Origin of the sequence: Paraburkholderia sp. J67 (genome assembly GCF_905220265.1) — a bacterium.
Taxonomy (GTDB): Bacteria; Pseudomonadota; Gammaproteobacteria; order Burkholderiales; family Burkholderiaceae; genus Paraburkholderia.
Genome location: NZ_CAJMZK010000029.1, coordinates 68,547 through 93,558, shown reverse-complemented (window position 1 = coordinate 93,558; position 25,012 = coordinate 68,547). Strand labels below are relative to the sequence as shown.

The 25,012-nt window shown below is 56.2% G+C and carries 21 protein-coding genes and 1 pseudogene; 9 read left to right on the top strand and 13 right to left on the bottom strand.

The window, feature by feature from the left end; genetic code table 11:
• Nucleotides 1-7: 7 nt before the first annotated feature.
• Together U5782_RS34090 and U5782_RS34085 are read right to left on the bottom strand one after the other, a co-directional pair.
• Entirely contained in the window at nt 8-562 is a 555-nt protein-coding gene (locus U5782_RS34090) for a carboxymuconolactone decarboxylase family protein (protein WP_322048254.1), read from the bottom strand.
• Nucleotides 563-585: 23 nt separating this feature from the next.
• Nucleotides 586-1,890, bottom strand: a complete 1,305-nt coding sequence (locus U5782_RS34085; protein WP_322048253.1) for a cation:dicarboxylate symporter family transporter — start codon at nt 1,888-1,890, stop codon at nt 586-588.
• Nucleotides 1,891-2,101: 211 nt separating this feature from the next.
• Between U5782_RS34085 and U5782_RS34080 the strand changes: the two genes are divergently transcribed.
• Nucleotides 2,102-3,070 carry a LysR family transcriptional regulator gene (locus tag U5782_RS34080; protein WP_321883329.1) on the top strand — a complete coding sequence of 323 codons (969 nt, stop codon included), beginning with the start codon at nt 2,102-2,104 and terminating at the stop codon, nt 3,068-3,070.
• Nucleotides 3,071-3,205: 135 nt separating this feature from the next.
• On the opposite strand, the gene U5782_RS34075 is transcribed toward U5782_RS34080, so the two are convergent.
• The 3 genes from U5782_RS34075 to U5782_RS34065 all read right to left on the bottom strand — a co-directional run bounded on the left by U5782_RS34075 (nt 3,206) and on the right by U5782_RS34065 (nt 6,319).
• On the bottom strand, nt 3,206-4,189 hold the full coding sequence (locus tag U5782_RS34075; RefSeq protein ID WP_322048252.1) for a zinc-binding alcohol dehydrogenase family protein: 984 nt from the start codon (nt 4,187-4,189) through the stop codon (nt 3,206-3,208).
• 230 nt (nt 4,190-4,419) lie between these two features.
• Entirely contained in the window at nt 4,420-5,658 is a 1,239-nt protein-coding gene (locus U5782_RS34070; protein ID WP_322048251.1) for an MFS transporter, read from the bottom strand.
• A 16-nt stretch (nt 5,659-5,674) separates the two neighbouring features.
• A complete protein-coding gene (locus tag U5782_RS34065; RefSeq protein ID WP_322048250.1) occupies nt 5,675-6,319 on the bottom strand; it encodes a carbonic anhydrase in 645 nt (214 codons plus the stop codon).
• Nucleotides 6,320-7,196: 877 nt separating this feature from the next.
• On the opposite strand from U5782_RS34065, the gene U5782_RS34060 reads away from it, so the two are divergent.
• Both U5782_RS34060 and U5782_RS34055 read left to right on the top strand, forming a co-directional pair.
• Nucleotides 7,197-8,675, top strand: coding sequence for a cytosine permease (locus U5782_RS34060; protein ID WP_322048249.1), 1,479 nt, complete (start codon nt 7,197-7,199; stop codon nt 8,673-8,675).
• A gap of 135 nt (nt 8,676-8,810) precedes the next feature.
• Nucleotides 8,811-9,947 (top strand): porin, encoded by a 1,137-nt coding sequence (locus tag U5782_RS34055; protein ID WP_322048248.1) that lies wholly within the window; start codon nt 8,811-8,813, stop codon nt 9,945-9,947.
• A gap of 70 nt (nt 9,948-10,017) precedes the next feature.
• On the opposite strand, the gene U5782_RS34050 is transcribed toward U5782_RS34055, so the two are convergent.
• The 3 genes from U5782_RS34050 to U5782_RS34040 all read right to left on the bottom strand — a co-directional run bounded on the left by U5782_RS34050 (nt 10,018) and on the right by U5782_RS34040 (nt 13,718).
• Nucleotides 10,018-10,962 (bottom strand): helix-turn-helix domain-containing protein, encoded by a 945-nt coding sequence (locus U5782_RS34050; protein ID WP_322048247.1) that lies wholly within the window; start codon nt 10,960-10,962, stop codon nt 10,018-10,020.
• Between the two features lie 202 nt (nt 10,963-11,164).
• On the bottom strand, nt 11,165-12,517 hold the full coding sequence (locus tag U5782_RS34045; RefSeq protein ID WP_322048246.1) for an MFS transporter: 1,353 nt from the start codon (nt 12,515-12,517) through the stop codon (nt 11,165-11,167).
• Between the two features lie 19 nt (nt 12,518-12,536).
• A complete protein-coding gene (locus tag U5782_RS34040) occupies nt 12,537-13,718 on the bottom strand; it encodes a porin (protein WP_322048245.1) in 1,182 nt (393 codons plus the stop codon).
• A gap of 329 nt (nt 13,719-14,047) precedes the next feature.
• Here U5782_RS34040 and U5782_RS34035 point away from each other — a divergent pair, with 329 nt between their 5' ends.
• The 4 genes from U5782_RS34035 to U5782_RS34020 all read left to right on the top strand — a co-directional run bounded on the left by U5782_RS34035 (nt 14,048) and on the right by U5782_RS34020 (nt 18,083).
• Nucleotides 14,048-14,944: an arginase family protein gene (locus tag U5782_RS34035; RefSeq protein ID WP_322048244.1), complete on the top strand. Its 897-nt coding sequence runs from the start codon at nt 14,048-14,050 to the stop codon at nt 14,942-14,944.
• Nucleotides 14,945-15,078: 134 nt separating this feature from the next.
• Nucleotides 15,079-16,179, top strand: coding sequence for an alkene reductase (locus U5782_RS34030; RefSeq protein ID WP_322048243.1), 1,101 nt, complete (start codon nt 15,079-15,081; stop codon nt 16,177-16,179).
• A 59-nt stretch (nt 16,180-16,238) separates the two neighbouring features.
• Complete coding sequence (locus tag U5782_RS34025; protein WP_321883350.1) at nt 16,239-17,006, top strand: glucose 1-dehydrogenase; 768 nt, start codon at nt 16,239-16,241, stop codon at nt 17,004-17,006.
• A 33-nt stretch (nt 17,007-17,039) separates the two neighbouring features.
• A complete protein-coding gene (locus U5782_RS34020) occupies nt 17,040-18,083 on the top strand; it encodes an NADH:flavin oxidoreductase/NADH oxidase (protein WP_322048242.1) in 1,044 nt (347 codons plus the stop codon).
• Nucleotides 18,084-18,152: 69 nt separating this feature from the next.
• Here the strand turns inward: U5782_RS34020 and U5782_RS34015 are convergent, their stop codons facing one another.
• From U5782_RS34015 to U5782_RS34005, 3 genes are all read right to left on the bottom strand, one after another.
• Nucleotides 18,153-19,088, bottom strand: a complete 936-nt coding sequence (locus tag U5782_RS34015; protein WP_322048241.1) for a helix-turn-helix domain-containing protein — start codon at nt 19,086-19,088, stop codon at nt 18,153-18,155.
• A 318-nt stretch (nt 19,089-19,406) separates the two neighbouring features.
• Nucleotides 19,407-20,153: an SDR family NAD(P)-dependent oxidoreductase gene (locus U5782_RS34010; protein ID WP_322048240.1), complete on the bottom strand. Its 747-nt coding sequence runs from the start codon at nt 20,151-20,153 to the stop codon at nt 19,407-19,409.
• A 56-nt stretch (nt 20,154-20,209) separates the two neighbouring features.
• The gene (locus U5782_RS34005) at nt 20,210-20,635 is read right to left on the bottom strand and encodes a nuclear transport factor 2 family protein (protein ID WP_322048239.1); all 426 of its coding nucleotides are present in this window, start codon (nt 20,633-20,635) and stop codon (nt 20,210-20,212) included.
• Nucleotides 20,636-21,092: 457 nt separating this feature from the next.
• Here U5782_RS34005 and U5782_RS34000 point away from each other — a divergent pair, with 457 nt between their 5' ends.
• On the top strand, nt 21,093-21,428 hold the full coding sequence (locus U5782_RS34000) for an EthD family reductase (RefSeq protein WP_322048238.1): 336 nt from the start codon (nt 21,093-21,095) through the stop codon (nt 21,426-21,428).
• Between the two features lie 283 nt (nt 21,429-21,711).
• On the opposite strand, the gene U5782_RS33995 is transcribed toward U5782_RS34000, so the two are convergent.
• Both U5782_RS33995 and U5782_RS33990 read right to left on the bottom strand, forming a co-directional pair.
• A complete protein-coding gene (locus U5782_RS33995) occupies nt 21,712-22,242 on the bottom strand; it encodes a hypothetical protein (protein ID WP_322048237.1) in 531 nt (176 codons plus the stop codon).
• 591 nt (nt 22,243-22,833) lie between these two features.
• Nucleotides 22,834-24,387, bottom strand: a complete 1,554-nt coding sequence (locus U5782_RS33990; RefSeq protein ID WP_322048236.1) for an anti-phage dCTP deaminase — start codon at nt 24,385-24,387, stop codon at nt 22,834-22,836.
• Between the two features lie 463 nt (nt 24,388-24,850).
• On the opposite strand from U5782_RS33990, the pseudogene U5782_RS33985 reads away from it, so the two are divergent.
• Nucleotides 24,851-25,000: pseudogene (locus U5782_RS33985) on the top strand (aconitase family protein); the annotation flags it as partial.
• Nucleotides 25,001-25,012: the final 12 nt, after the last annotated feature.

Below are 25,012 nucleotides of genomic sequence, written 5' to 3'. Positions count from 1 at the left end.
CCCTACCTTAGACTTGGGGGAGTTCCGGTGCCACGCCGGCCGGCGGCGGCACGTCAAAGACCTTGATCGTCATTGAGATCAGCGTGTAGTAGCCGGCAATACCCACCAGATCCACTACAGCCTGCTCACCCAATGCGCTCACGAGGTCGGCATACAGGTCGTCGTCGATGCGATGCTTTTCATGCAGCTGGATCACAAACGCGTGAACCAATGCTTCGTCCTGCTTGACGAAAGGTGGCGGCACGCCATCGCGAATCGCATCGATGACTTCGATGGACAGGCCAGCCTCCAGTGCGAACGGCTTGTGCGCCGCCCACTCGTATTCCGCGAGCCAGTGCCGCCCCATCGAGAGAATGACAAGCTCCGAAAGGCGAGCCGGCACGCTACTGTCGTAGCGGCAGTAGCGACCCAGCGCCTGCGCGCAATTCGCGAGTTGTGGGCGATGCAACCAGACCGCGAGCGGACCTCGTACACCCTTACGCGGGCCATTAGCGATCTCCTCAAAAACTGCGCGTTGTTCGCGGGTCATCGTCTGGGGATCGGGGGAGGAAATACGTGCCATGAAACTCACCTTCGATTAAAGATTTATTGATGTCCCGCGACGCGTTCGCTCGTCCCCGGCTGCCGCGAGCGCTGCTTGAGACGCGAAGCATGTCCCGTTTCCCGTTCGAATGCTGCTGCGTCGAACAGCCCTTCCCAACGCGCAACCGTGAAGACGGCGACCGTGTTGCCAACGATATTGGTCAGTGCGTTGGCCGTAGCCATGATCCGGTCGATGCCAAACAGCAGCCCCAGGCCGCCAATCGGCAAGGTGCGCATCGATTGAAGGGTGGCGGCGAGTTTCACGAACGCGCCCCCTGCGACCGTGGTGCCGCCCTTCGACGTGAGACTCAACACGGCCAGCAGGCCGAGTTGCTGCATGAGCGAGAAAGGCGTGTCGGTTGCCTGAGCGATAAAGCCAATGGCAATCGCCATGTAAATGGCCGTGCCGTCGAGATTGAAGCTGTAACCCGCTGGCAACACGAAACCGACAACCAGTTCGTCGCAGCCTGCGCGCTTGAGCTTTTCAACGAGACGGGGGAATACGACCTCGCTCGACGCTGTGCCGAAGGTCAGAAGAATCTCGTCCCGAATCAGGCGCAACACGCCGATAAACGACAACCCGATCGTCCAGCTAATCGCGCCCAGCACACCGAAAACGAAGATTGCGCACGCCGCGTAATAGACCACGATCACTTTGGCTAGATACAGCAGCGTTCCACCGCCGTAGCTGCCGATCGCTGCCGTCATTGCGCCGAAGGCTCCCAGCGGAGCGAGACGCATGATGAACGCGAGCATGCGGAACAAGACGGTTTGCGCTTCGTCGATACCACGCAGCAGTACCGAATCGGCTCCTACCGAGACATTGAGCGCGAGCCCGGCGAGAATCGAAATAATGAGCACCTGGACAATATCGCCCTTGGCGAACGCGTCGACGAGCGTGTGCGGAATGAGGCTCAACAGATAGGAAACGGCCGAAATATGTCCAGCGTCTGCCGTGCTTTTGACGGCCTCTGCGCTTTCGGCAATGTTGGTTGCGTGCAGGCCAGCGCCCGGCGCGAAGACGTTGACCATCACGAAGCCAACGATCATGGCGAGGGTGCTGACGACTTCGAAATAGACCAGTGACTTGACGCCCATGCGTCCAAGCGTTTTCAGGTCCTTGACGTGCGCCATGCCTTGCACGAGGGTGCAGAAGATGATCGGCGCCAGCATCATCTTGAGAAGCGCGATGAAAGCCGTGCCCAATGGCTTCATGGCGATAGCCCAGTCGGGCTTGAGCGTCCCCAATATGATCGCCGCCAGAAGGCCGATCAGTACCTGGACATGCAATTGCCTTAGACGCTTCATTTTGTCTCCTGCAACCCTTGGGGCTGACGAATTGGAATTGGGTTGCCCGGCCGTGCCGGAGCTATCTCGTAGCGACTGACGTGAAGCGATGCCGTGGAGCAGTCAAATCGTCGTTGCGCCTTGTTGTCAGAAGCATAGGAGAGCCGCCTTGGCTTGACAAAGACCATGTAAATATACAAAGCTATGCCGTGACGGCATAGGACAGCACTCCATGGACATTCGGGAACTGAGAAGCTTCATCCACGTCGCCCGCGCGGGAAGTTTCAGCCGCGCGGCGTCGGAGTTGTACATCGCGCAACCGGCGTTAAGCCGCCAGATCGCGAAACTCGAAGAGGAAATGGGCGTGCCATTGCTGATCCGGCATGGACGAGGGGTGCGCCTGACTGCAGCAGGGGCGCGACTGCTTGAGCGCGCAGAAATGATCACCCAGATGATGAGCGACACGGGCGAGCACGTGCGCGCCAGCGCCGATGAAGATCGCGGGTATCTCGCCGTTGGGCTTCCGCCAACGTTGGGCGCACTAATCGGAACGGAGCTTATCCACGAATTCCGCGCGGCTTTTCCACGCGTCTCCCTGCATATTCGCGAAGGCCAAAGCAGTTCGCTTCAGGAATGGGTTGCCGATCGACGGGTGGACATGGCGGTGGTCTACAACCAGCCTCCACTCGACGCGTTCGACGTAAAGCCGCTATTCAGTGAGCCCATGATTCTGATCGCGCCGCCGGGCGCGTCGCTGGCCAAACGCCAACTCCATATTCGCGATCTGGCCACCATCCCCCTCATCTTGCCGGGTCTGCCGCACAGCAATCGCCGCGTGATTGAGCATGCCGCAGTTCAGAATGGCATCCGGTTGCGCATTGAATTGGAGATCGACAGCGTGGCGCTGACAAAGCAACTCGTCAAAGCTGGCGAAGGCTATTCAATTCTCACGTACGTGGCCATTCGCGACGAAGTCGCGCGCGGTGACTTTATTGCGCTGAATATCGGGCGACCCGCCATTCGCTCGACGGTGGCGATCACTACGTTGCGCGAGAGTGTGCCCTCCCGCTTCGCCGTTGCCTGGGAAAAAATACTGAGACAAAAGCTTGCTGATTTCATGAGCCGCGAGGACTGGGCAGCAGAGATCACCTGGCTCGATGCGCAGAGCACACCCGGCTCCCCCCGCACTCACGGGCGTTGATAGAGCCGGATTCAGACGCACTAGCAGCCGCTTTATCAGCAGGCATGCGGAAATACGTGTTCGCATCCACGCCGCTTGGGTTCAATCGCTAATGCAGTAAATACTGTCCCCCAGTCCTTTGGCGATATGACTCAACTAGGATTTCGTATCGACACGTAGCAACAGCGCGCCCATAGCCTGTCGTGACGCCAATCGCCGATAGCCGTCCTCGAAGTTGTCGAATGTGTACGTACTGTCGATGACAGGTCGCAGATATCCTGCCTCCGCGAGTCGCTGAACCTCCGTCAAGGCGTGATCGGCATCCGCCTCCGACTCTAGATGCGCGTCGTAACCAAGAATCCGCTTCTCGTGCACAACAAGATCGATCACATCGAACTCTGCCCGGCCTCCACCGGCGAATCCGATGGAGACCACTGCGCCACGCTGCCTGAGAGCGCGCACCAGCAATCCGAGCATCGCCCCACCAACCGGATCAAACGCCAGATCTACACCCTGACCATCGGTGCGCGACATCACGGTCTCGATCAGTTCGCACTGTGACAGGTCGATCACGGACGAGAGCCCAAGACTCTGGGCGTGAGCCGCCTTGTTTGCATTGGACACTACGGCAATTACCGTCGCGCCTAACGCTGTAGCCGTTTGAACCAGAGCGTAGCCAAGCGCACCTGTTGCGCCCGGAATTAGCACTGTCTGGCCGCGCTTGAGCTTTCCCACCCGCGTGATCGCCTGGTGCGCTGTCACGTAATTGATCGGCAGCGCAGCGCCCTCGTCCAGACTCAACGTAGCGGGTAGAACAATGAGTCGCTTGTCGTCGACGACCACCCATTGCTGCTGCAGTCCGTCCTCGGTAATGCCGAGTTCGCCCCCCCCGTAGATCGCAACACGCGTGCCGGGTGTAAATCTTGAACTTTGCTCGATGGTGCCTGCACCATCGTTGCTCAATACGAGCGGCGACGTCGCGGTGGCGATCTCACCTTGGCGAACGTAGCTGGAGAGCGGATTGATCGTCGCCGCGTGCATCCGGACGAGACTCTGATTGGGCTGTATCCGCGGCATCGGTCTATCTTGCACCATCATCTCCGGCGGCATGCCAAGCCGGGCGGCTACAAGTGCTTTCATTGATTCTTCCATATCTAACAGAGGCTTATGACTAGACGATCATATTAAGTCTGGTGTCGACTGCCCTTCTGTGAGTGCCAAAAGAGTGTCTGGAAGTGCCATACATCACAAAATGAAAGGAATGAGCCTAGAAAGCGCTGAACTGGGGGCCGATACGTGCTTGAATTTGCCGCGCACGTAGATGGTCAGGATCCCATGTTTAACGTGTACCGAGTGCCATTTTTAGACAATCAAAGAGTCACTGGATCACGGAAAGACTGTCGACGATGCAACATGAAAAAGACCATTGATATCGACAGCAGCCCAAATGCGGCAATATTCAACCACACTTCTGTAGACCATCTTCCGATTACGAAACCAGCTGCATTGATGCCAAAAGATTGACCGAGAAACAGGACACAAGAGAAAAGGGATACCGCTGTCGCTCGCGCAGCTGGAGCCATTTGCGTTGCGTTAATTTGCAGTACATTATGCAATGCATAAAACGCAAATCCACCAACAAAGCACGCGATATAGGATAAATACACTTGATGGGATAGCGACAGCACAAGGAATGACAGAAATATAAATGTCCCACCCAAGCGGATTGCCCCACCCTCCCCAACGCGCGTTAGTAAAGCACCGGCCAGCCTTCCGTACACAATACCGCCGACACCATAAAGTGCGGTAACGACCGCGGCCCGATTCCACGGAATCCCATATTTAACGTGGAGATGCAAAGGCATAAATGCGAGCACACTATAGGCCAACGCACCTTCAATAAAGGCAGTCAGCAAAACGATTTTCGCCCAAGGCTCCCTCACAGCAGTACTCAGACGCTTAACAAGGCTCTCTGCGCTCTGAGAACCGAGCGTATCTGGCTTTCGCGCATCGGCCAACAGCACCATGAATCCGGCAACAAAGAAACATGCGATCAGTGCGAACGCACCTCGCCAATGGTGGGAAGCCGAAAGCTCTCCGCCGATGATCTGACCTGCGATCGAGCCCAAAACGGTCGCACCAAGCAATTTACCTAGCGCAGATCGCCGCTGTTCGTATGCCGCACTGTCGCCAATCCAGGCCATTGACAAGGGTACGATCGCGGCTGCCGACGCACCAGATATCAGACGCATTGCCATCAACTGATCTAGCGAATTTGCGAAGAAAGCAGTGCCATTTCCGATCGCACATAGAAACGTAGAGAGCGCAATCACACGCAACTTCCCAGACCTGTCACCTACGGGCCCCCAGAAAAGCTGGGCCACTCCATATGCCATGGCAAATGCTGATATGGCACGCGATGCCTGTTGCGTTGTTACTCCAAACGTCAGGGACAGCGATGGCAACATCGCATCACAGACCCGCATGGACGCCATACTGCCGAAACAGACGACATACAGTGTGAGATAAATTCGTCGATTGCGGATGTCGTCCGTTTTTTCCGTCACATCCGATCGTTTCGAAGTTGTCTTCGTATCGAGCTGCGCCACGACGTCGCCACCTCCATCAATGGCTGCGGAGAGCGCAGACGCCAGGATTATCCGCAAGCGAGACGAATTGCTTGCTCAATTCATCGAACGCCTCGATTTCGCCCGCTTCGATCTGATAGACCCATCCGTGCAAATTGAGACGCTTTTTTGCCAGTGCAAGCGCAACCGAAGGATGGGTCTGCAGGTTCGCAAGTTGTGCGACGATGTTGTCCCGTATCAGGGCGTCAAGCTTCGCTTCCGGCGAACGATATTCACGTGATTCGTTGATCATCTTGGCGGCATCGGAATGTCGCAGCCAATTTGCGACAGCGGGCAAATGAGTCAAGCACGTGCAGGTCGAGATCGCTTTCATTGCGCCACAGTCCGAGTGTCCGCAAATAACGATATCTCTAACGCCAAGAACAGCGACTGCGTATTCTACTGACGCAGAAACCCCACCGGGCTCAGGGCCGTATGACGGCACGATATTTCCCGCGTTTCGGATCACAAAAGCGTCGCCCGGTTCGCGCTGCGTAAACAACTCAGGAACGACGCGACTGTCCGAGCACGTAATAATGAGCACTTCAGGACTTTGCTTCCGCGCCAGCTGTTTGAAAAGTTCAGATCTTTCAGGAAAAACTTCCGTCTTGAATTTGATGAAACCAGCAACAAGATCTTTCACAATGCCCTATCCTGAATAGCTCCGCCGAAGCCGCTATCTTAGCCGCAAGATCAGGTTTCATTCAGCACGGACTACCAAGGGGCACCTCGCCGGGGAGACCGCTGCACGACGAACGATGCGAGCCAACGTACTGTGTTGCTTCGCATAACGCCACAAAGTTGCGATAGATCCCCATTGTCTGCCTACGAATTGCCCGTGTGCCGCCAAGCACTCACTCGGCACATTCGGGATGTTGCCTACAGGCTCGAATACGATCAACGAACGTCCCGTAGCCGCCACCGTGTCATGCCGCACCTGAATCTAGCGGGTCAGAGCTGTCGGCGCCGCGGGCAGCGCTGAGATCGCTGAGCGCGCCGGGCAACGCTAGACGCGACCCTGAATAGGGCACCAATCCCTCGCCGGGCGTTTTCGTTGTTCATTGCCTAATTGCTTTCGCGGCGATGACATCGCTGCCCTCGATATTAATGAAGCACCGCGCCCACCTACACATGATGTGCCACTGCGACCTGCGCTTGACCTGTTCGTCGGCTCCGGGGCCAGTTTTCTTTAGGCGTTAGCTACACTGGAAGTATCAGACTCGCCCGCTCACGATCAAACGGGTCATGCCCACCTAGCAGGCGAAGCATCGACGGATGCCGCATACCCGTCTGCACAGTTCCCCAATGCGTTAGCACCGACACAAAACTCATATCTATCCCCTAAAGGATGGCACGCTCGATTGACGAGCACGGCACGCACAGAGGAGCGGTACCAATTTGGCGCCCCTACGCTTCGATCCATGTCGTGCACTTCGTCGCGGCATCGAGCGATTCCAGACTTTCCAAGAATAGTCAGCAATCTTTAAGGTTAATGTCCGACATAGAGACGGGAACTCCCCATGAGCCAAACTGATTTTGTCGAAGCGCGTTCCTTCGACCACATCCCCGAACGCGAGCGGCACGGCAACGTGACCGGGCAGTTCCAACTGTGGTTCATGATCAATGCGACCCTGATCACACTGCTAACCGGTGCGGTCGGCACGCTCTACAAACTCGATCTTGCTTCGACGTTGTTGGCAATATTGATAGGAAGCATCTTCGGCACCCTGTTTCAGGCTTTTCACGGCGCTCAAGGACCTCGGATGGGACTGCCGCAGATGATCCAGTCGCGGGTGCAGTTCGGCTCGCGCGGCGCAGTTCTGCCGCTCGCGGCCGCGATGCTATGCCAGTTTGGTTTCGCAGTGTTTTATATCCAGACTGGTGCGCAGTCACTGGGCAACCTCTCACACTTCGAGCATCCCGAGGCACTGCAAGTTGTATTTGGAGTTGCCGCGATGGCGGTCGCAATCATCGGCTACCGGCTCGTGCTGCGTGTCGAACGCTTCGCATCGTACGCGACGTTGATCAACCTCGTCCTGCTGAGCATCGCCGCGTTCACGTGGCTTCCACTGCGCGGCCTGCTATCTCAGCATCATTTCGCAGTGGTGGCGTTTCTTGCCCAGTTCGGTGCGTCGGCGACGTATCAGATCGCAATTGCACCGATCGTTTCCGACTACACACGCTATTTGCCGAGCCGCACAAAAGGCAGCGCGGTCTCGTCGGCTGTGTTCTTCGGCACACTATTGGCCGCCGTCTGGCTAGAGTTCCTTGGTGCAGCGCTCTCCGCAGCATTCCCCAATTCCGATCTGATCGCCTCGATTCGCGATCTAGGAGACCGCTTCGGATTCGGGCTGGGATCAGCCACCATGATAATCGGCGCGATTTCGTGTCTGATTGCCTGTGCTGTGACGCTCTATAGCGGTACGGTCGCTGTTCTGAGCGCGGCAGAAGCGTTTCGCCCAATCCGCTCAACAGCCAGTTTGCGTACGATGACTATTGGCTGCGGCGGCTTGCTGGCGATCGTTGCCGTTGTTTCCATGCCCCCCAATTTGCTCGATTCGTTTTCGGCATTCTTGAGCTTGCTCGGCTATTTTCTGATTCCCTGGACAGCCATCAATCTGACCGACTACTACTTTGTACGGCGTGGAGCCTTCTCGATTACTGACATCATGATGCCCAACGGAGGCATCTATGGGAAATGGAACAAGGCCGGGATCGTCAGTTACGGATGTGGCTTCATCGCAATGATCCCGTTCTTCAGCACCTCACTCTACACCGGAGCGATTGCTTCAAAACTCAATGGTGCAGACATCGCGTTCTCAATCGGTTTGGTCAGCGCAACGGCCGTTTATCTTTTCTTGATGCGGCGTTTCGATCGCGCCGCCGAACTCAAGATTGTTGTACTTGCCCCCCTCAATACGCTGGACTCTCACGATGCGCTGGTCGGCACGGACAGGGGCACAAGCCCATCGGGCCACCTCTACGCAGCTGATCACTGATTCGTCAAAACGGGCGGCCTGCGCGCCCTCCTTAAGAAGTTTCTAAATCCCCTGTTTTTCCCATCGACGGCTAGCCATTCCTGCTAGCCGCGATGGCGCACGCCATTTACATTAAATTCAGATCCTTCTCGCGTCATGACACAACTCAAATACACAGTCGGCCTGCTATTTACGGGGCTCTCGCTCCACGCTTATGCACAAAGCGACATCACGCTATTCGGTACGCTGGACGCCGGCCTGAATTACACCAGCAACGCTGGCGGCCACAGTGCCGTACAGATGGCCAGCATTGACCAGACTATCAGTCGCTGGGGCCTGAAGGGCAGCGAGGATCTTGGGAGCGGCGTGCGCGCCGTCTTCGATCTGGAGAGCGGCTTCAACCTGGAAAACGGGACATCCGCCTACAGCAATCGGCTTTTTGGTTACGAGTCCTGGATCGGCCTGCAGTCGGACAGTCTGGGGACGTTAGCCTTCGGTCGCCAGACCGATGCGATAACCGATACGGTCGGCCTCCTGACGGCCAACGGCAACTGGGCCGGGTGGCTGTTTTCCCATCCGCTCGATAATGACAATACGGACACAACTTATCACGTCAATAACTCGGTCAAGTGGACAAGCCCAATCCTACGCGGCGCCACCGCGACAATGCTCGTCGGGCTCGGCAACCAGCCCGGTGCGTTTTCACAGAATCGCACGCTGTCGGCTGGTGCAACCTATGTCTACAATGCGTTGACACTGGCCGCCGCGATTTCGCATTTGTCCTCCCCCGGCACGAGTACAACTGGATCAATTGCTTCGGATGACTATTCGATCCAGAGCGCTGCACAAACGACATACGGCATAGGATCGAACTTAGGCATCGGCCACGCAACGTTGGGGCTGGTCTATACGCATGCAAACGTCGAGCAGGCGCAGTCTTCCATATATGTTGGCACGTTGGGCACGCCGACACCCGATCTCCGGTTCGATAATATTGAGTTGAATCTGAAGTACGATCTCACGCCAGCGCTGTACGTCGGCGGAATGGCTACCTACACGCGTGCACACGTCAACCGGGGAATCGAATCCACCACGGTTCATTGGGGGCAGTTAGGTCTGATGTCGCAATACAGCTTGTCGAAGCGCACAACGTGTTATGTGCAACTGGTCTATCAACGGGTGTCGGGTGACGATGGCTCCGCGCTCTCGACAGCCACCATACCCGGCAGCGCAGGTCCTTCGACGAATGGACATCAGATCGTGACGCGCATCGGCATGACACAAGCGTTCTAGCCACACAACCGCGGTCGCATGAAACGCGCGACCGCGGCATCCAAATAAAAAGTGCAGGGAGAATCGCGTCCTATTGCAGGCGCGAGCGGAGCAATGACTGAGGTAGCACACCAAAGGTCTGCTTGAACGTTCTCGCAAAATGCGAAAAATTGGTGAAGCCACACTGCATCGCGACATCGCTCACTCGATGACAGCGACCTTCCGCCAGAGCCTTGTAACTTGCACAAAGCCGCTGCTGCCAAAGCCAGCGCATAACCGTCGTGCCCTCTGCACCAAACAGACGGTGCAGTGAGCGTACCGAAAGATTGTTAGCCGACGCAATCGTCTCGACATCAAGCGATGGATCCGTCAATTCGTCGAGTATGAAAGCCTTGATTCGCGCAAGCGCATTGGGTTTTCCAAGTGGCACGCACGCAGTCGCGCCGAATTCAACGTCAAACGCGGTGGCAACAAGGTCGACGATTGCAATACCGACGCGCCCAGCAACGGCGGGCGCGGTTCCATTGTCCGACATACCAACATCGCGAAACATCGTCCCAACGAGACGACCGAATGTCGACGCCCCGCTGAGCACTTCGCCGACGACTTCATCAGCATTCGGCAGATATTGCTGAAGGAGTGTTCTCGGCACGTCGATGACCAGTTGATCGTCGCCATCCGGTAACGCGTAGTCGAATGGCCGCGCAGTATCAAAGATCACAATATCGCCTGGACGTTGTACGATTTCCCTGTCGTTTTGTGTGATGATTGTCTTGCCGGTCAGTGTCAGTGAGATTTCATAATTGTCGACAGGGTTGCTGTCGATTTCACTTTCGCTGCGGATATAGCGCACAGGTGTCGAGTGAAAATGGCGAAGCAATACCGCCCCAAAATTTCGGGCAGACAACCGGCCGTTGAATGCACCTGCACCGAGCGGATGCGTCTGTACCTGGATCTGCGATCGGCAAACCGCCTGTTCCCAGCGTGCCACACAATCCAGTTCGTCGACCACGGTCGAATTTTGAACGCTATCCATCTCTTCCTCGCTACAAGTAGTGACCGCACCTGGCAACAGCCCCCAAAACCAAGGCGCACGTCATCATCGACGTGCGCCTCACGGACTGTCGGCAGTTTTCACAATAAAGCAAATCGCCGCCCGAAAGTATTCTTTGCGTGCCAGCTACTGTTCTGCGCGTGCCACGACCAGTGGGAAAGTCTGCCCTGATGTACTGGATCTATTATTCAGACAGCACAGCTGCGCCGGCGAGTTCGTCTCGGTGAGAGCGTCGGCGACTGTCGTGCCAACGGAGCGCCGCGAAGAACACCAGCGTCAGAGCGGGCATCACAGCCGCCCACTGAAAGATTGACGTGGCCGCCGCGACCATGGCGTGATCAAACGCTGGCGAAGATGGGGTCAGCGCCTTAAATGCCGCCTCACCTCCAGCAGCATGAATGCGTGCCCGATCAAACAAGGCTCCGAATACCGGCATTAACACATAGGTCGACAACATGCCCGCCGATGCAATCGCGCCGATCGCAAACGAACCGCCGGCCGGGAAACGCTCGGACGCCGCCGCGAGCGCAGTTGGCCACATCACTGCGGTTCCCATGCCGAACAGCATCGCACCGATCAGGCCACGCATCGGATCATGAGCGTGACTCAGCACCAGCAACCCCACAAGCACGAACATCGAAGCCAACATCAAAATGCCAGCCGATCCAAGATGGCGGTTGAGCCACCCGGCGAACAACCGGACGACAACATGCATCGAATAGATAAACGCGACGAGCCAGAACCCCTGAATACCGACCACCTTTGTCAATGTCAAATCCATCCAGCTACTCGGCACCAGTTCGCTTGCCGTGGTAAAGAACATTGCGCAAAGACACAGATAAAACAGCGGGCTCGTCAGCGTGCGTCGGAACATGCCAAGAAACGATACGCCATGCACAATGCGTTCGCTCGGCGGATAGGAAAGCCGTGAAATCAGCAGCAAGGCAATTGCGGCAGGTATAAAAACAAGAGCGAGCTGGAACCGCCATCCCGGTCCATACCGCGCAATCAACACGCAGATGGGCGCAGCGCTCAGCATACCGAGCGCATAAGCTGCGTGGAAAAGGTTCAGTTTCGCCACCTTGCGCGTCGGATACAGGCTTACAACAAGAGGATTCAATACGCTCTCAATTGAACCCCAGGCCAACCCCTGCAGCAGCGATCCCCCCCAGAGCAGCCAATACGCCGATGCGCTGCCAGGACGCGCGATGCAGATCACCGCCGTGCCGACCAGATAGGCAACCAGGCTGAGCGCGTGCAGACGCTTCATGCCAATGACGTCCACGAACGCCGCCATCACAAAGTTGGCAATCGCAAATCCGAGAAACAGCACGCCGAGTATTTCGCCGATATGGACGCCCGACGTCAACGGGTCCACTACGTCGAAAAATTCGGCCTTAATACTTGTGGCCGCATTGATTCTGAACAGGCACTCAAGCCCCATGCAGAACTGCGTGATGAATGCTGCGCCAAAGATCCGCCCGACTGGCACGCCGTGCAGGCTCTGGATGGACTTCTGTTGATCGAACATTGTCATAATGATTCTCCCGGCAGGTTCAGAAGAAGTGCTTGATGCCGACATGGCCAACGGCCTGACGGCTGTTTGACGACGCATCGAGTCCAGCTATCTGAGCTGGGACACCACCACCCGCCGATTGCCACACTGCATCCGCATAGACACTGGTACGCTTGGACAGGCTGTAGTCGACGCCCAGATTGATCTGGCGATAACGCGTCTTTTGATCCAATAGCGGGGCATGGCCTTCCGTATAGGTGAAGCCTCCGTACGCAACCGTGGCAGGATTCAGCCGGTACGCGACCGACAGTTCGGCGTTGCGGAAACGCGTATCGAGTGACGTCGAACGCTGGGGAAAATCAACCTGGGTGAGATTGCCGAAGATCTGGACCGGCCCGAAGCTATAGGTCGCACCAACGCCGGCAATGCGCTGGCTATGTGCATCGACCAGATCTGCGCCATATACCGTGTTGATGTATCCGCCGCCACTCTGGTAGCCAATTACCGTGGTTTGCGGATCGTTAATCTGCAGGTACGCGGCGCCGATCGTGAATCCGCCCTGAGTCCATGCAAGCGCACCACTGAACACGGCGTTCGCAGAAAACTGTCCCGCCTGCCCGCCGAACGCATACATCGCTTCGGCGACCCAACCGCCAATCGTGGGGCTCACGTACTTCACCGCGTTCGGTATCGAAAACGTGTAATTCAGGTTATCCAGGTCGTTCGGGTGCGACGCATACCAGCCGCCGTACACCCCATTGAGCGACAGCGGTGAAATCAAATCCGTCATCGGTGACCACTGACGTCCAAGACTCAGTGTGCCGAATTCGTCGCTGCGCACACCGACATAGGCCTGTCGGCTGAATGCAAGTCCGCCGCCCGCTGCCCCATTTGCGGCATTGAATCCGCTTTCGAGGCGAAACACCGTGGCATAGCCACCTCCGAGATCCTCTTCGCCAAGAATGCCCCACATCGTGGCGGTTCCAACAGCGTTTGACATCTGAGCTTGATGGCTGCCACCGACATTGCTCGCGAAGTCAACCCCGAGGTCAATGGATCCGTATAGCGTCACACGGCTTTGTGCATATGCCGGTGCTGATATCGCACCGCACAGCAGACACATCGCTATCAATCGCGATGAGTAGTTAAATTTGGTAGGATTCCGAAATTCATAGGATGAATTTCGGAACGCGGGCCAATAGCCCGTTCGCTGACGTTTCATCGAGTCTCTCTCCAAGCCATTGCTTTATTTTGTTTTCCGTTACACGCCGACTATCGTTGTCGAAAGGCTTCATGCGCTAACGGGTCATGCACCACAACATGCGACGCATAGAGACAGGATTACGCAAAACAAAAGCCGCGACTCGCCCCTGACCGCCAATGCGGATGTGCCAGTTGTGCCAACCGTGCCAGTTGGAATATTCGCGCGCTTCAAATACCTTCGCCGGAAACGGTGGCAAGTGTGGCACCCACGGCACACGAATTGGCTGCCGGGGAAAAGTCGGCTTCGAGGGTTTCTGTGACGCTGTCGGTCTGACTCCGGAGAACCCCATGACAAAATCGAGCCCCCAAACCACCCTTCGCCTGTTGATGCCCCAATGGCAGGGTGGGAACAACGCGCCCTATCACTTCGGAGCGCAGTTGCTTGACTGGCTGGCGCCCCCCGCGAGCGGACCAGTCGAGACGGTCGCAGTCGCTCCGCCTGACGGGCGCCAGCTCCAAATTGAAGACGGCATCGTCGGGCGCAGTGAACTGCTCGCCCAACTTCGCGCCGCGGAAGCATGCATAGCACGACACCAGCCCGAACGCATTGCGGTACTGGGGGGCGACTGTCTGGTCGACCTCGCGCCGTTCGCCTACCTGAACGAGCGTTACGAGGGTGAACTCGCCGTGTTATGGATTGATGCACATCCGGACATCATGACGCCACGCGATTTCTCGCATGCGCACGCAATGGTTCTTGGCAATCTGCTTGGCGAAGGCGATCCCGACTTCACAAGCGCCGTTCGCCGGCCGTTACGCCCATCTCATGTGATGTACGCCGGCCTTAACGAAACGCTGGAGGCGGAGACTGCCATGATTGCGCGCCTTGGCCTGCGGCATGCTGGACCACGTGAGCTGGCGTCTGATAGTCGCCCCGTGCTGCATTGGCTAAATGAAATCGGAGCGAAGCACGTCGCGATTCATTTCGATCTGGACGTACTCGATGCAAGCCGGTTCCGCTCCCTGCTGTTTGCGAACCCCGAAGCGCCACCAAACGCTTTCGACGGCATCGCACAAGGTTCGATGACCATTGAACAGGTCACGCGCCTGATCGGTGATGTCGCGCAAGTCGCCGATGTCGTCGGTATCGGCATCACCGAACACCTGCCGTGGGATGCGCTGGCGATGAAGGCGATGCTCGCGCGTATGCCCTTGCTTGGTACGCCGATCACCAACGAAGCCTGACCTGGCCTCTGGGCAACGCGGCAATGGCACGCGCAAGCCAGCGCGAATGGCACCGGTGAACGAGCGCCTCTCGCACGCGTTGCTTAGTCTTCCAGATAGCAACTGGAGCACATTACCCCACCTAGGAGACACGCATGACGACGCTGATCGATCCCATCCGGATCGGCGACCTGGAATTGCCGAACCGCATTGCGATGGCGCCGCTGACCCGCGCCCGCGCGGGCGACGGCGATGTTCCAACCGAACTGAACGCCACCTACTACGCCCAGCGCGCCGGCAACGGGCTTATCGTCACCGAGGCAACCGACGTCGCCCCCAACTCGCGCGCCTTCGAACACGCACCGGGCATCTGGTCCGACGCACAGGTTACGGGTTGGAAACGGGTTGTGGAAGGAGTACACGCCAACGGTGGCCGTATCTTCCTGCAACTGTGGCACGGCGGCCGCGTCGGTGCGGCAGGCACACTGGGTGGCGAGATGCCAGTCTCCCCGTCGGGATACAACGATGATCTGGCGAAGCTCAGTGTCTGGGGCCTGCTCGCGAACGGGCGATATGTACAGATCGCAGCAACGCCATCGCGCGCGATGACAACCGACGAAGTCAAAGGCACGATCGATGCATACCGACGGGCAGCGGAAAATGCAAGTCGCGCGGGCTTCGACGGTGTGGAAATCCACGCAGCAAACGGCTACCTGCCGCATCAGTTCCTCTCCCCCGTCGTAAACACGCGTGAAGATCAGTACGGCGGCTCGATCGCCAATCGCGCGCGCTTCCTGTCCGAGATCGTGGAGGCTGTTGCACAGGTACTGCCTTCGTCGCGTATCGGCGTACGCCTGTCTCCCTTCACCACTTACAACAATCCGCAGGAATCGGAAAGCGAGGCGCTCTATTCTCATGTCGCGACGATGTTGAACGAGCACGGCATTGGCTACGTGCACATTGCCGACATGAACGGCTGGTTCGGACAGCCTGACCTGCCACGCATCCTGGATATTGTGCGTCCCCGCTTCGATGGCGCAATCATTGCCAACGGCGGGATCTCTATCGAGCAAGGCAATCATCTACTGCGCGATGGCGTCGTGCAGATGATCTCTTTCGGCCGTCTGGCTCTCGCCAATCCCGATCTCGCAACACGCATCAAATTCAGCTTGCCGCTCGCAGAGGCGCGGCCGACGGGCTGGTACGCGGGTGGCGAGTCAGGCTACACCGACTATCCCAGCGCGAACGCCAGTTGAAAGAACGCGCGGCACGATCGCCGCGCGGCAGGTATCACTACAACATTGGAGACAAAATCATGTATCAGATGCAAGACAAGGTCGCCGTCGTGACCGGCGGCGGTTCCGGAATCGGTCGCGCAACCTCTATCCTGCTCGGTGATTGTGGAGCCACCGTCTTCGTCGCCGATATCAATCTCGAACATGCGAATGCGGTCGCACACGAAATCAATGACGCAGGCGGCAATGCACACGCAGTCCACTGCGATATCGGCAGCGATTCGTCGATTCATGCGCTCTTTCGAACAATCCGCGAGCAATGCGATCGCATCGACTACTCGATCCACAACGCGGGCATCACCGGCCCTATCGCATCTATTGCCGACTTTCCGCTTCAAGCTGCACGGGACATCTTCTCGATCAATCTGACCGGCGTGTTTGCGTGCATGCAGGAAGCACTAAAGCTGATGATCCCACAGCGCCGCGGCGCGATCGTCAATACTTGTTCGATCTGGGGCCTGACTGCAGGGGCAAACTACGCGGCCTATACTGCCTCGAAACACGGAGTTGCCGGACTGACGAAGGCGGCAGCGCTTGAGACCGCTCAGCTTGGTGTTCGCATCAACGCCATTTGCCCCGGATTCACCCAGACTCCGCTGCTAACCGAACAAGGGCTGAAACTCAAACCCGGTACGGCCGAATTCGAGGCTGCCGGCAACGCTCATCCCATGGGCCGCCTCGGCCAGCCCGAGGAAATGGCCCAGGCGATTGCATGGCTCTGTTCTGACGCGTCGTCGTTCGTCACAGGACACTGCCTGTCAGTTGACGGCGGATTCATTGCCCGCTAAGCGCAGCGCGTCAACAAACCACGAGTCAATATCATGAGCAACATCTTCCAGCCGTTCCGCTTGCGGGGCATGACCGTCAACAACCGCATCGCGATGTCACCGATGTTGATGTATCTGGCCGGCGACAACGGCATGCTGACCGACCTGCACTTCGTGCACTATGGCGCGCGCGCACTTAGCGGCCTCGGCCTGATCATGACGGAGGTCATCGCAGTCGAACCAGCCGGGCGCATTAGTCATCGCGACCTAGGCATCTGGTCGGATGATCAGGCAGCCGGCCTGCGCAGGCTGACGGACTTCGTACACGCAACTGGCGGAAAAATCGGGGTCCAACTCGCGCATGCGGGACGAAAGGCTGTGCTCGAACAACCAATCTTCGGGCCATCGGAGATCGCCTACGACGGCCAGAGCAAACAGCCAGTAAAACTCGACACGGACGGTATCGCCGCTATTGTCGAAGCCTACAGGCGAGCAACCGTACGCGCGGAGGCAGCTGGCTTCGATTGCATCGAAATCCACGCCGCACATGGCTATCTGCTTCACTCATTTCTCGCACCGATCGCGAATCGGCGTACCGATGAATACGGCGGTTCACTTGAAAATCGCGCACGTTTCACCCTGGAAGTCACGCGAGCCGTCCGCGAAGCCTGGCCTCAAGAAAAGCCCTTGATCGTCCGTATGTCGGCAACGGACCTGATCGATGGCGGTGTCACACAGGAAGAATCTTTGTGGCTAGCAAAGCAACTGAAGGCGGTCGGCGTGGATATGATTGAGGCCTCTTCGGGCAATATCGTGCCCGGCTATCCGGCTCCGATCACGCCCGGATATCAGGTCGAGTATGCGAAGACAATCCGCCGCACGGTCGATATTCCAACCGCCGCCGTCGGCTCGATTACTTCCAGTGAACTCGCTGAATCCATCGTGAGCAGCGGTGCTGCGGATATCGTATTCATGGGCCGAGAACTACTGCGCAATCCGTTCTGGCTGATCAACGCGGCTCGCGCAGCCAACGTGACGCTGGAATTGCCGATCCAGACATATGCACGAGCAACAAGCCCGTACGAACGCGGTTTTTAATCTGCAACCAGGATAGTGCATGGTATGCCGGAAATTCCGGCATACCGACCGGCATGAATGAGGCTTGACCTAAGCTTCACCGCGCAGCACACGATTGGGTGCCACGCCGTATGCTCTTTTGAAGACACGCGCGAAATGCGAAAAGTCGCTGAATCCACAGCGAATCGCAACTTCGGAGACCTGCGAAACCTGCCGCTCCTCCAAAAGCCGATAGCTCATCTCAAGCCGCTGTTGCCATAGCCATCGAATCGCAGTTGTGCCTTCTGCGGCAAATGCACGGTGAACCGTGCGGGGCGCAACATGGCAAGCCGTTGCGATGGACTCAATATCAAGTGCCGCGTCTTCAAGATTGTCATGCATGTACCGGCGGATTCGCGCAGCCACACTTGCATGTCTCGAATCGCCGCCAACCGGCGCTCGCAGTTCACCGTCAATTGCGGCGCCAATAATATCGACGATTGCGCTGTTCAATCGCGTCGTCAGCGCGCTGTCATCGAGAGATCCGAGCGCCACCGCCTCGCGAAGCATGCTCCCCGCAAATGCCCCGAGTCGAGTCGTTCCAGACAAACAATGAGCGGTGAACGCGTCGACCCCGCTTACGCGTGCCGACAACAAACGCCGCGGCAAATTCAGATGGAGTGACCGATAGGTATCGTTGAATCGCAAGGCGTACGGCCTTGCTGCATCGAACAGCGCGAGATCACCCGGCCCCAGCTTTGCCTCTCGTCCCGCCTGTGCGATCGTGGCACGGCCTGACTGAATCAGACAGAGTTGAAAGTGGTCGCTGGGGACGCGCCGAATGGACTCGTCTGAGCGCACGTAATCGACGGGGGACGAACCGACATCGGTCAATTGCACCGTTCCAAGATCGCAAATGCCAACACTCGCATCAAATGCCGCGCTAAGCGGAGCACACTCGACTTCAGCATAGGTACGGCAGACCAGGTCCTGCCAAAAGTCGAGTCGCGAGGATGCGGGGAACGTCGAAGTCGAGATCTGCTTCATCACCGGAACAGTACAGAGAGACTCGCCATTGGTTATAAGCGAGTTGTTTTGCTATTTACCAATACTGATCGATTATAGGACCCATGCGGGATAGTTGAATTTCGGTTTACCCTATGCCCGCTGGCATCGTCTCGCGGCTTTCAATGGCGGAGCAGGCCCGTCCGCCGCGCTCGGCAAGGCGGAACCATCCAGCGAATTTAATAATTGGGGCGCGACGAAGATCGTCGAGAAGGACGCAGCAAAGAACGCGTCGGCGAGCGGAAGTGAGCGACGCGCTCATATCAGAGAGAGATGAGCGCCGGAATTAAAACAGATGAATTACCAGATGGACAAGCCGCCGGTCACACCGAGGCTCGCACCAGTGATATTCCTGGCGCGTTCCGAAGCAAGGAACGCTGCGGCCTCGCCAATGTCATCCGGCGTCTGGCCGCGCCCAAGCGGGATTTTTTTAACTTGCAGATCCCACTGGTCGTCTGCGAGGCCATCCCACATCCGCGTGCGCACGATGCCCGGGCACACCGCGTTGACATTGACGTTGAAAGCGGCCAGTTCCTTTGCGAGCGACTGGGTCAGCCCCGTTGCACTGAACTTGGATGCGCAATACGGCGCGTACTCGACGATCGCTTCTTTCCCACAGAATGACGTGATATTGACGATTTTGCCGGAACGTCGACTCGCAAAGTATTTGCCGTATGTTTGGCACGAGAAAAACAACGCCTTGCTATTGATGTCGTTCATGCGGTCCCAATCCTCTTCTGTGACCGCTTCAAACTTAGCCTGACTCGCGACACCTGCGTTATTGACGAGGATGTCGACAGCTCCGAATGCCGCAATCGCCTCATCCAGCACGAGTTGATGCGATTCGATGTTGCCGACATCCTGCTGCAAGCCCATGGCGCGCCTGCCCAGTCCCGCGATTTCAGCGGCAGTGTTCCGCGCAGCGTCTAGATTCAGATCGGCAACAACGACATCGGCACCGTGCCGCGCGAGAACCAAGGCACACCCTCGCCCAATTCCGCTTCCCGCACCGGTCACAACAGCTACTTTCCCTTCGAGTTCCAGCATCGCCTGTCTCCTGATATGTTGTTTTAGGCCATCGGATATCACGTCAAGATGCCAGCTCAGAACGGTGCGTCCAACATCGCATCCATGTTGACTATTCTCCAGAATCCATCGTTTTCCTTCGCAACCTGCACGCGATACCACCCTGCAGTGACGATCGAGATACCACCATTTTTCGCACCGGTGACATGCATGTAGCACGAAAAATCAGCCTGCGAGCCGGTCTGACTGTGAAAACGAACCGTGTGAATGCAATGACGCCGTTGATCTGTCTGGCCATCGCGGATGGTCTTCAATACGTTGACAATTTCAGTGCGGCCTTTCATCGGCCCCCAGCCAATGTCTGTCTTGGCAACCTTGCCCTGTGTCGTAGCGTCCGCGACGAACGCGTCTGCTAGCAGATCGAAATCCCCTTCGTCGTAGCCCCAGGTATAGCGGGCAAGCGCTTCGAGGATCAAATGGCGATCGAGTGCCGTGTCGTTCATGAATGTCTCCGATAATGCCAGCCTCGTGTGCTTGGCCGGTCAGGTTCGATTGACGCGGAAACGGATGAAAGCCGCGCCGCGTGGAGAAGATCTTAGAACGAGGGGACGGGGAGGTCTGCGCCAGGAGTGCCGTCTTGACTGTGCCACGAACGTCAGCCCGGCTTTTCGGAAGTGCGCTACTTTCCGCTGTTTTGAAATTGCACGTGAAAGCGTTCGAATGCACCTTGGTAGCTTGCAATGGAAGCGTGACTAGGCGTACGTTCAAACAAACCGCCCCCACTACGACAGCTCCGAGTGTCGACGGCCCTCCAACTCAACTGGCAGCGAGAGGCCATTCGCTGTCACATCCAGACGCGCATCTGCATTTTCGGCTACTTACGCTCCCTGAATCGTCAGCTGTTCAGGACATCCGTGTTGCCATGCAACCGCCCTCCTCACCTTCTTCACAGGACAATTTATGCACAGCATCGCATTCCTGTTTAAACGCACGCCGGGCATGACACCGGACGAGTTTGAGCATCACTACAAGAACGTGCACGGTCCCATCGCTGCACAATTACCCGGCCTGAAGGAATATCGACAATACCCGATCCGCAAGGCAAATGAAGGCGACGTTCATGCGCACATTCCGCCCGACTTCGATGCGCTTTCTGTCTACGTTTTCGAAAGCACCGAAGCGGCCGAAGCCGCGTGGAAATCGCCAGAAAACCGAGAAGTGCAAATCGACACGCTGAAATTCATCGATGTTGAAACCATGATCACACTGCCTCTCATGCTCCGACAGGTGGTCTGAATGAACTCGATGTGTTCGCGAATTGGCCGTAACCCATGGGTAGCTTACAGATAGAGGTTATCGTCTAGGCGTCAGCTGACAAGTGGGCATCGCTCAAGCCGTTCAGCAATGCTCGCGCTTTTGAAAGGATGAGCGCTCGCCCGAATGGCACTCGAACAACGATTTGCCAATCAACGTATAGTGATCACCCTTATGAGATTCACATGGGCGACGAGTACGTACTGAACTCGGGCGCGTACAACCCGCTCGCCTTCAGGGCCCGGCTGATGGTCGTCCGCGGAAGCTAGGCCCGGGATCTCGCTCCTTCCGGTTTGACAAAAGCGGTACCGGTCGCCGTCGGCTGTTCGAGCCACTTCTCGCCCTTCCGATCAACAAACGAGAAAGCACCATTTGCGTTGATCACGGCATAAACCCCAATCAGTTCATAGCTTCGAGAACCGTCACCGTAGTCTTTCGTACTACGTCTGTCGAATGTCCAATCCACCGGAGCCAACGACTGAAGTCGGAGCATCGCAGCGTCGATTGAATCTTCTGTCTCTTCCAGCGAACGAGTGCTAATGGTTTTCAGCAAGTCGTGCAAGACCGTGAGCGCGTACTTTTTGTACTCGCCACGTAATTTTTCTCGATTTGTATCCCACTCCACTTTACTCGCATAATCCACCGGTGGATCCATACGTACGTATGCAATGGCATCAGCTAGTGTCTTGGGATACTGGTAGGCTGAAAACTGCTTTAACATTTTTGTCACCGATGTAGCCATGGAATGCCGGATTTTAGAATTATTTTTCTTAATGTTTGATTCGACAAATTCCATGATATTTTGATTATTTTGGAGAATAGTGAATATATCAAACTTTTCACTCGCAGCAGCACGTAGCTAACAACGAAGCGCAGACGCTTAACCACAGCGCGACGAAAGTCACGGACGCCCGTAAGGCATTCGATGCGCCGAAGCTGCTGCGCATCAGGTATCTCTCATATTGACGGAGTCATTTCGTCAAGCGCGCCAAACCGGAAAATTTAGGCGTGCAAAAATAGAGGCAAGTCATCGTTCATAGAACTGTGTCTGCTGCCAGACAGGTCACGACTCATGCTCGCGTGCAGCACACCCCATTGTTTTGACAGAGAAGCCGTCGCCCCGGGGCGTCGAGCACCATATCTAAACCAGACGAGTAATGCAGTGCCTGCTGTCACAGGCACCGAAGTGAAGACAAATCAATCTCGGGTTTTGGTTTGCTGACTTTGCGCAGACCTGTGTTCCGCAGCCTTACTATCTGGAAAGGATGCTGTGGCCACGCCTGCCGCATCTTTCATCCATGTCGGCCACTGAGCTACGTCCTTTTTCGAAGCCTCGAATTGCGCCAGAAATCTGGACATCTGGTCATTATTCATACTAACACCTCACTCAGTTAACAGACTCCGCACTAGTTATAATAATATCCTCGGCGACAATATATGTCAAAACAAATCTCTTTAATTTTGGTTGTTTTGCAATTTCATCACCATCCAGAATCTCGCCTTTCGCATTTTTTCTTTGAGTGGTCATCGTAAATAAATCCATATAACGACGCGGTGCCACACCTACGAACGCGCGAAAGGAAGCCTTATTTCGCGGCAACTCACCTGGCTCAATAGAAATAGAATCATCATAAAGCTCGCCGGTTCGGCTCTTGTCGTAAGGCTCGACAAAAACAACTTCTGACAAGCCACTGGAAATTATGTGTCGCGCACAGATATGGCACGGAAAAGTTGTGCAGAATAGTCGATGACCTGACAATGAAATTCCATTCTTAGCCGCCTGAGTTATTGCTGCCATTTCAGCATGTACAGCACGACCAAATTCAATTACATCAAATAATTTTGAATTTTTCAGGTATTTACCATTCCCGGTGAGACTCTCGTCGGTCAACTCAGCGTCACTTTTCTGTTTCGCCTGACCCGAAAGCCAATTGGCCTCGCGAAGTTTCGCGAACATTTCCTCGACAATTTCCCGTTTGATCGTCATATTCGAGTCGTGGCCCAACTCGAAATCTCTGGCACAGTGCTCGTCTTCTTCCCAGTAGAGACCACCACCAAACTTGGGCACTTCATTGCACCCTGTCGACAGGAGATCGCCATCCGGCGTAATCACCGCAGCCCCGACCTGTCTCGACAAATCTAGTGAACGCAATGCGGCAGCCTGCGCGAAAAACATGCCTTGTTCATCGCGAGTAGGCGAAATATAGGGGTCGCCAAAAATGAGCCGGACAAGTCTGCGAATATTGCCCTCGATCTCGGAGGCCAGTCCGCTGGTAACGAAATAGTCCGCGAGCGGAAACGTTTCGCCTACGCTCTGGCCGTAGTCCTTTCCATCTTCTTCTGCATAGTCGCGGTTGATCAACTCGACGGCGTACTCTCCCGCCTTCTTCCGTGTCCTTGATGATTTCAGGAACTTGCGCTCCATGTGCCTGATTCGGGCAACCCTCGGGGAATAAACAGAGATTAGCGTGAATGCCTTACCATATACATCGCGATAAAGTTCGACCTCTTCTGGTCGTTTAAACGAACGAATGATGTATGCAACGCGAGATGCTGGCTTTTTTCGATCACCGGATTTTTCTTCTCGAACGGCACGGATACGTGCGACACCAAGCCTGGCAACAATATCAGCCTGCCTAGTACGTGCTCTGAGCTTCGTACCAATGGTCATCAACTCTTTGATCCGCTCATATTCCGAAGCTGGTTTAAACTTCTCCTTGATATACCCCGGGATCAATTCACTCAAGGAAATAACCACTGGATCATATCCCACTGCAGATAGTTGTGATTTGAGTGCATTACATACAGCAGTTAAATCAACGCCAGTCGGCCCAACCAGCCCAAATACCAGTTCGATGTCCTTGGGAAAAGACGCCTGTGCGACGCGTTTCGAGTCACTCACGTTATTGAGCTTCTCCACCGGCTTAGCCTTTCTTGTCATCCCGTGCTCGTTCTGTTGGTTAGTATTCGGAACCTTTTAGACTTCTAGTTGAGCATTGCGGCAAGGTCAATATTTTCTTGATAGGTAAAATCCCGAAAAGCGACATTTCCTCACTATGGATATATGCGGATCGCATCAAGGTCGTAGGCAAAAATGACGTCCGACTGCTGTCGGACAACCCTATCGCAAACAGACTTCCTGTTCGACTAAGGCGTGATGTCAACGGACTAGGTACTTTGGATGGGGAAATTCGCGTGTGCATTCCGACTGCCGAGACGATGTCCGCTATCGCGAACCGCTTCGCGACCTGTCGCCGGAGACTGATGTGACGCTTAAATGTGTGACCTGAGACGTCGCGTAGATTGAAAGGTTCACTACCGCTATCTGGAACGGCACGTGGTAGACATTTGCGAACATTAATGTGTAGATCGCGATAGATCGACTCAAGGATCTATACACTCCGCAAGCCGAAGGGCTCGACAAGGTGTTTCGATCGGCGGGTTTCGAGTGGCGTGATGCTGGCTGCTCAATGTGTCTTGGAATGAATTCGGATCGATTGGAGCCGGGCGAGCGGGTCTCCGCCTCTCGCGCTAACAGATTGATTCGGTCTAGGTGATCGCGCGGG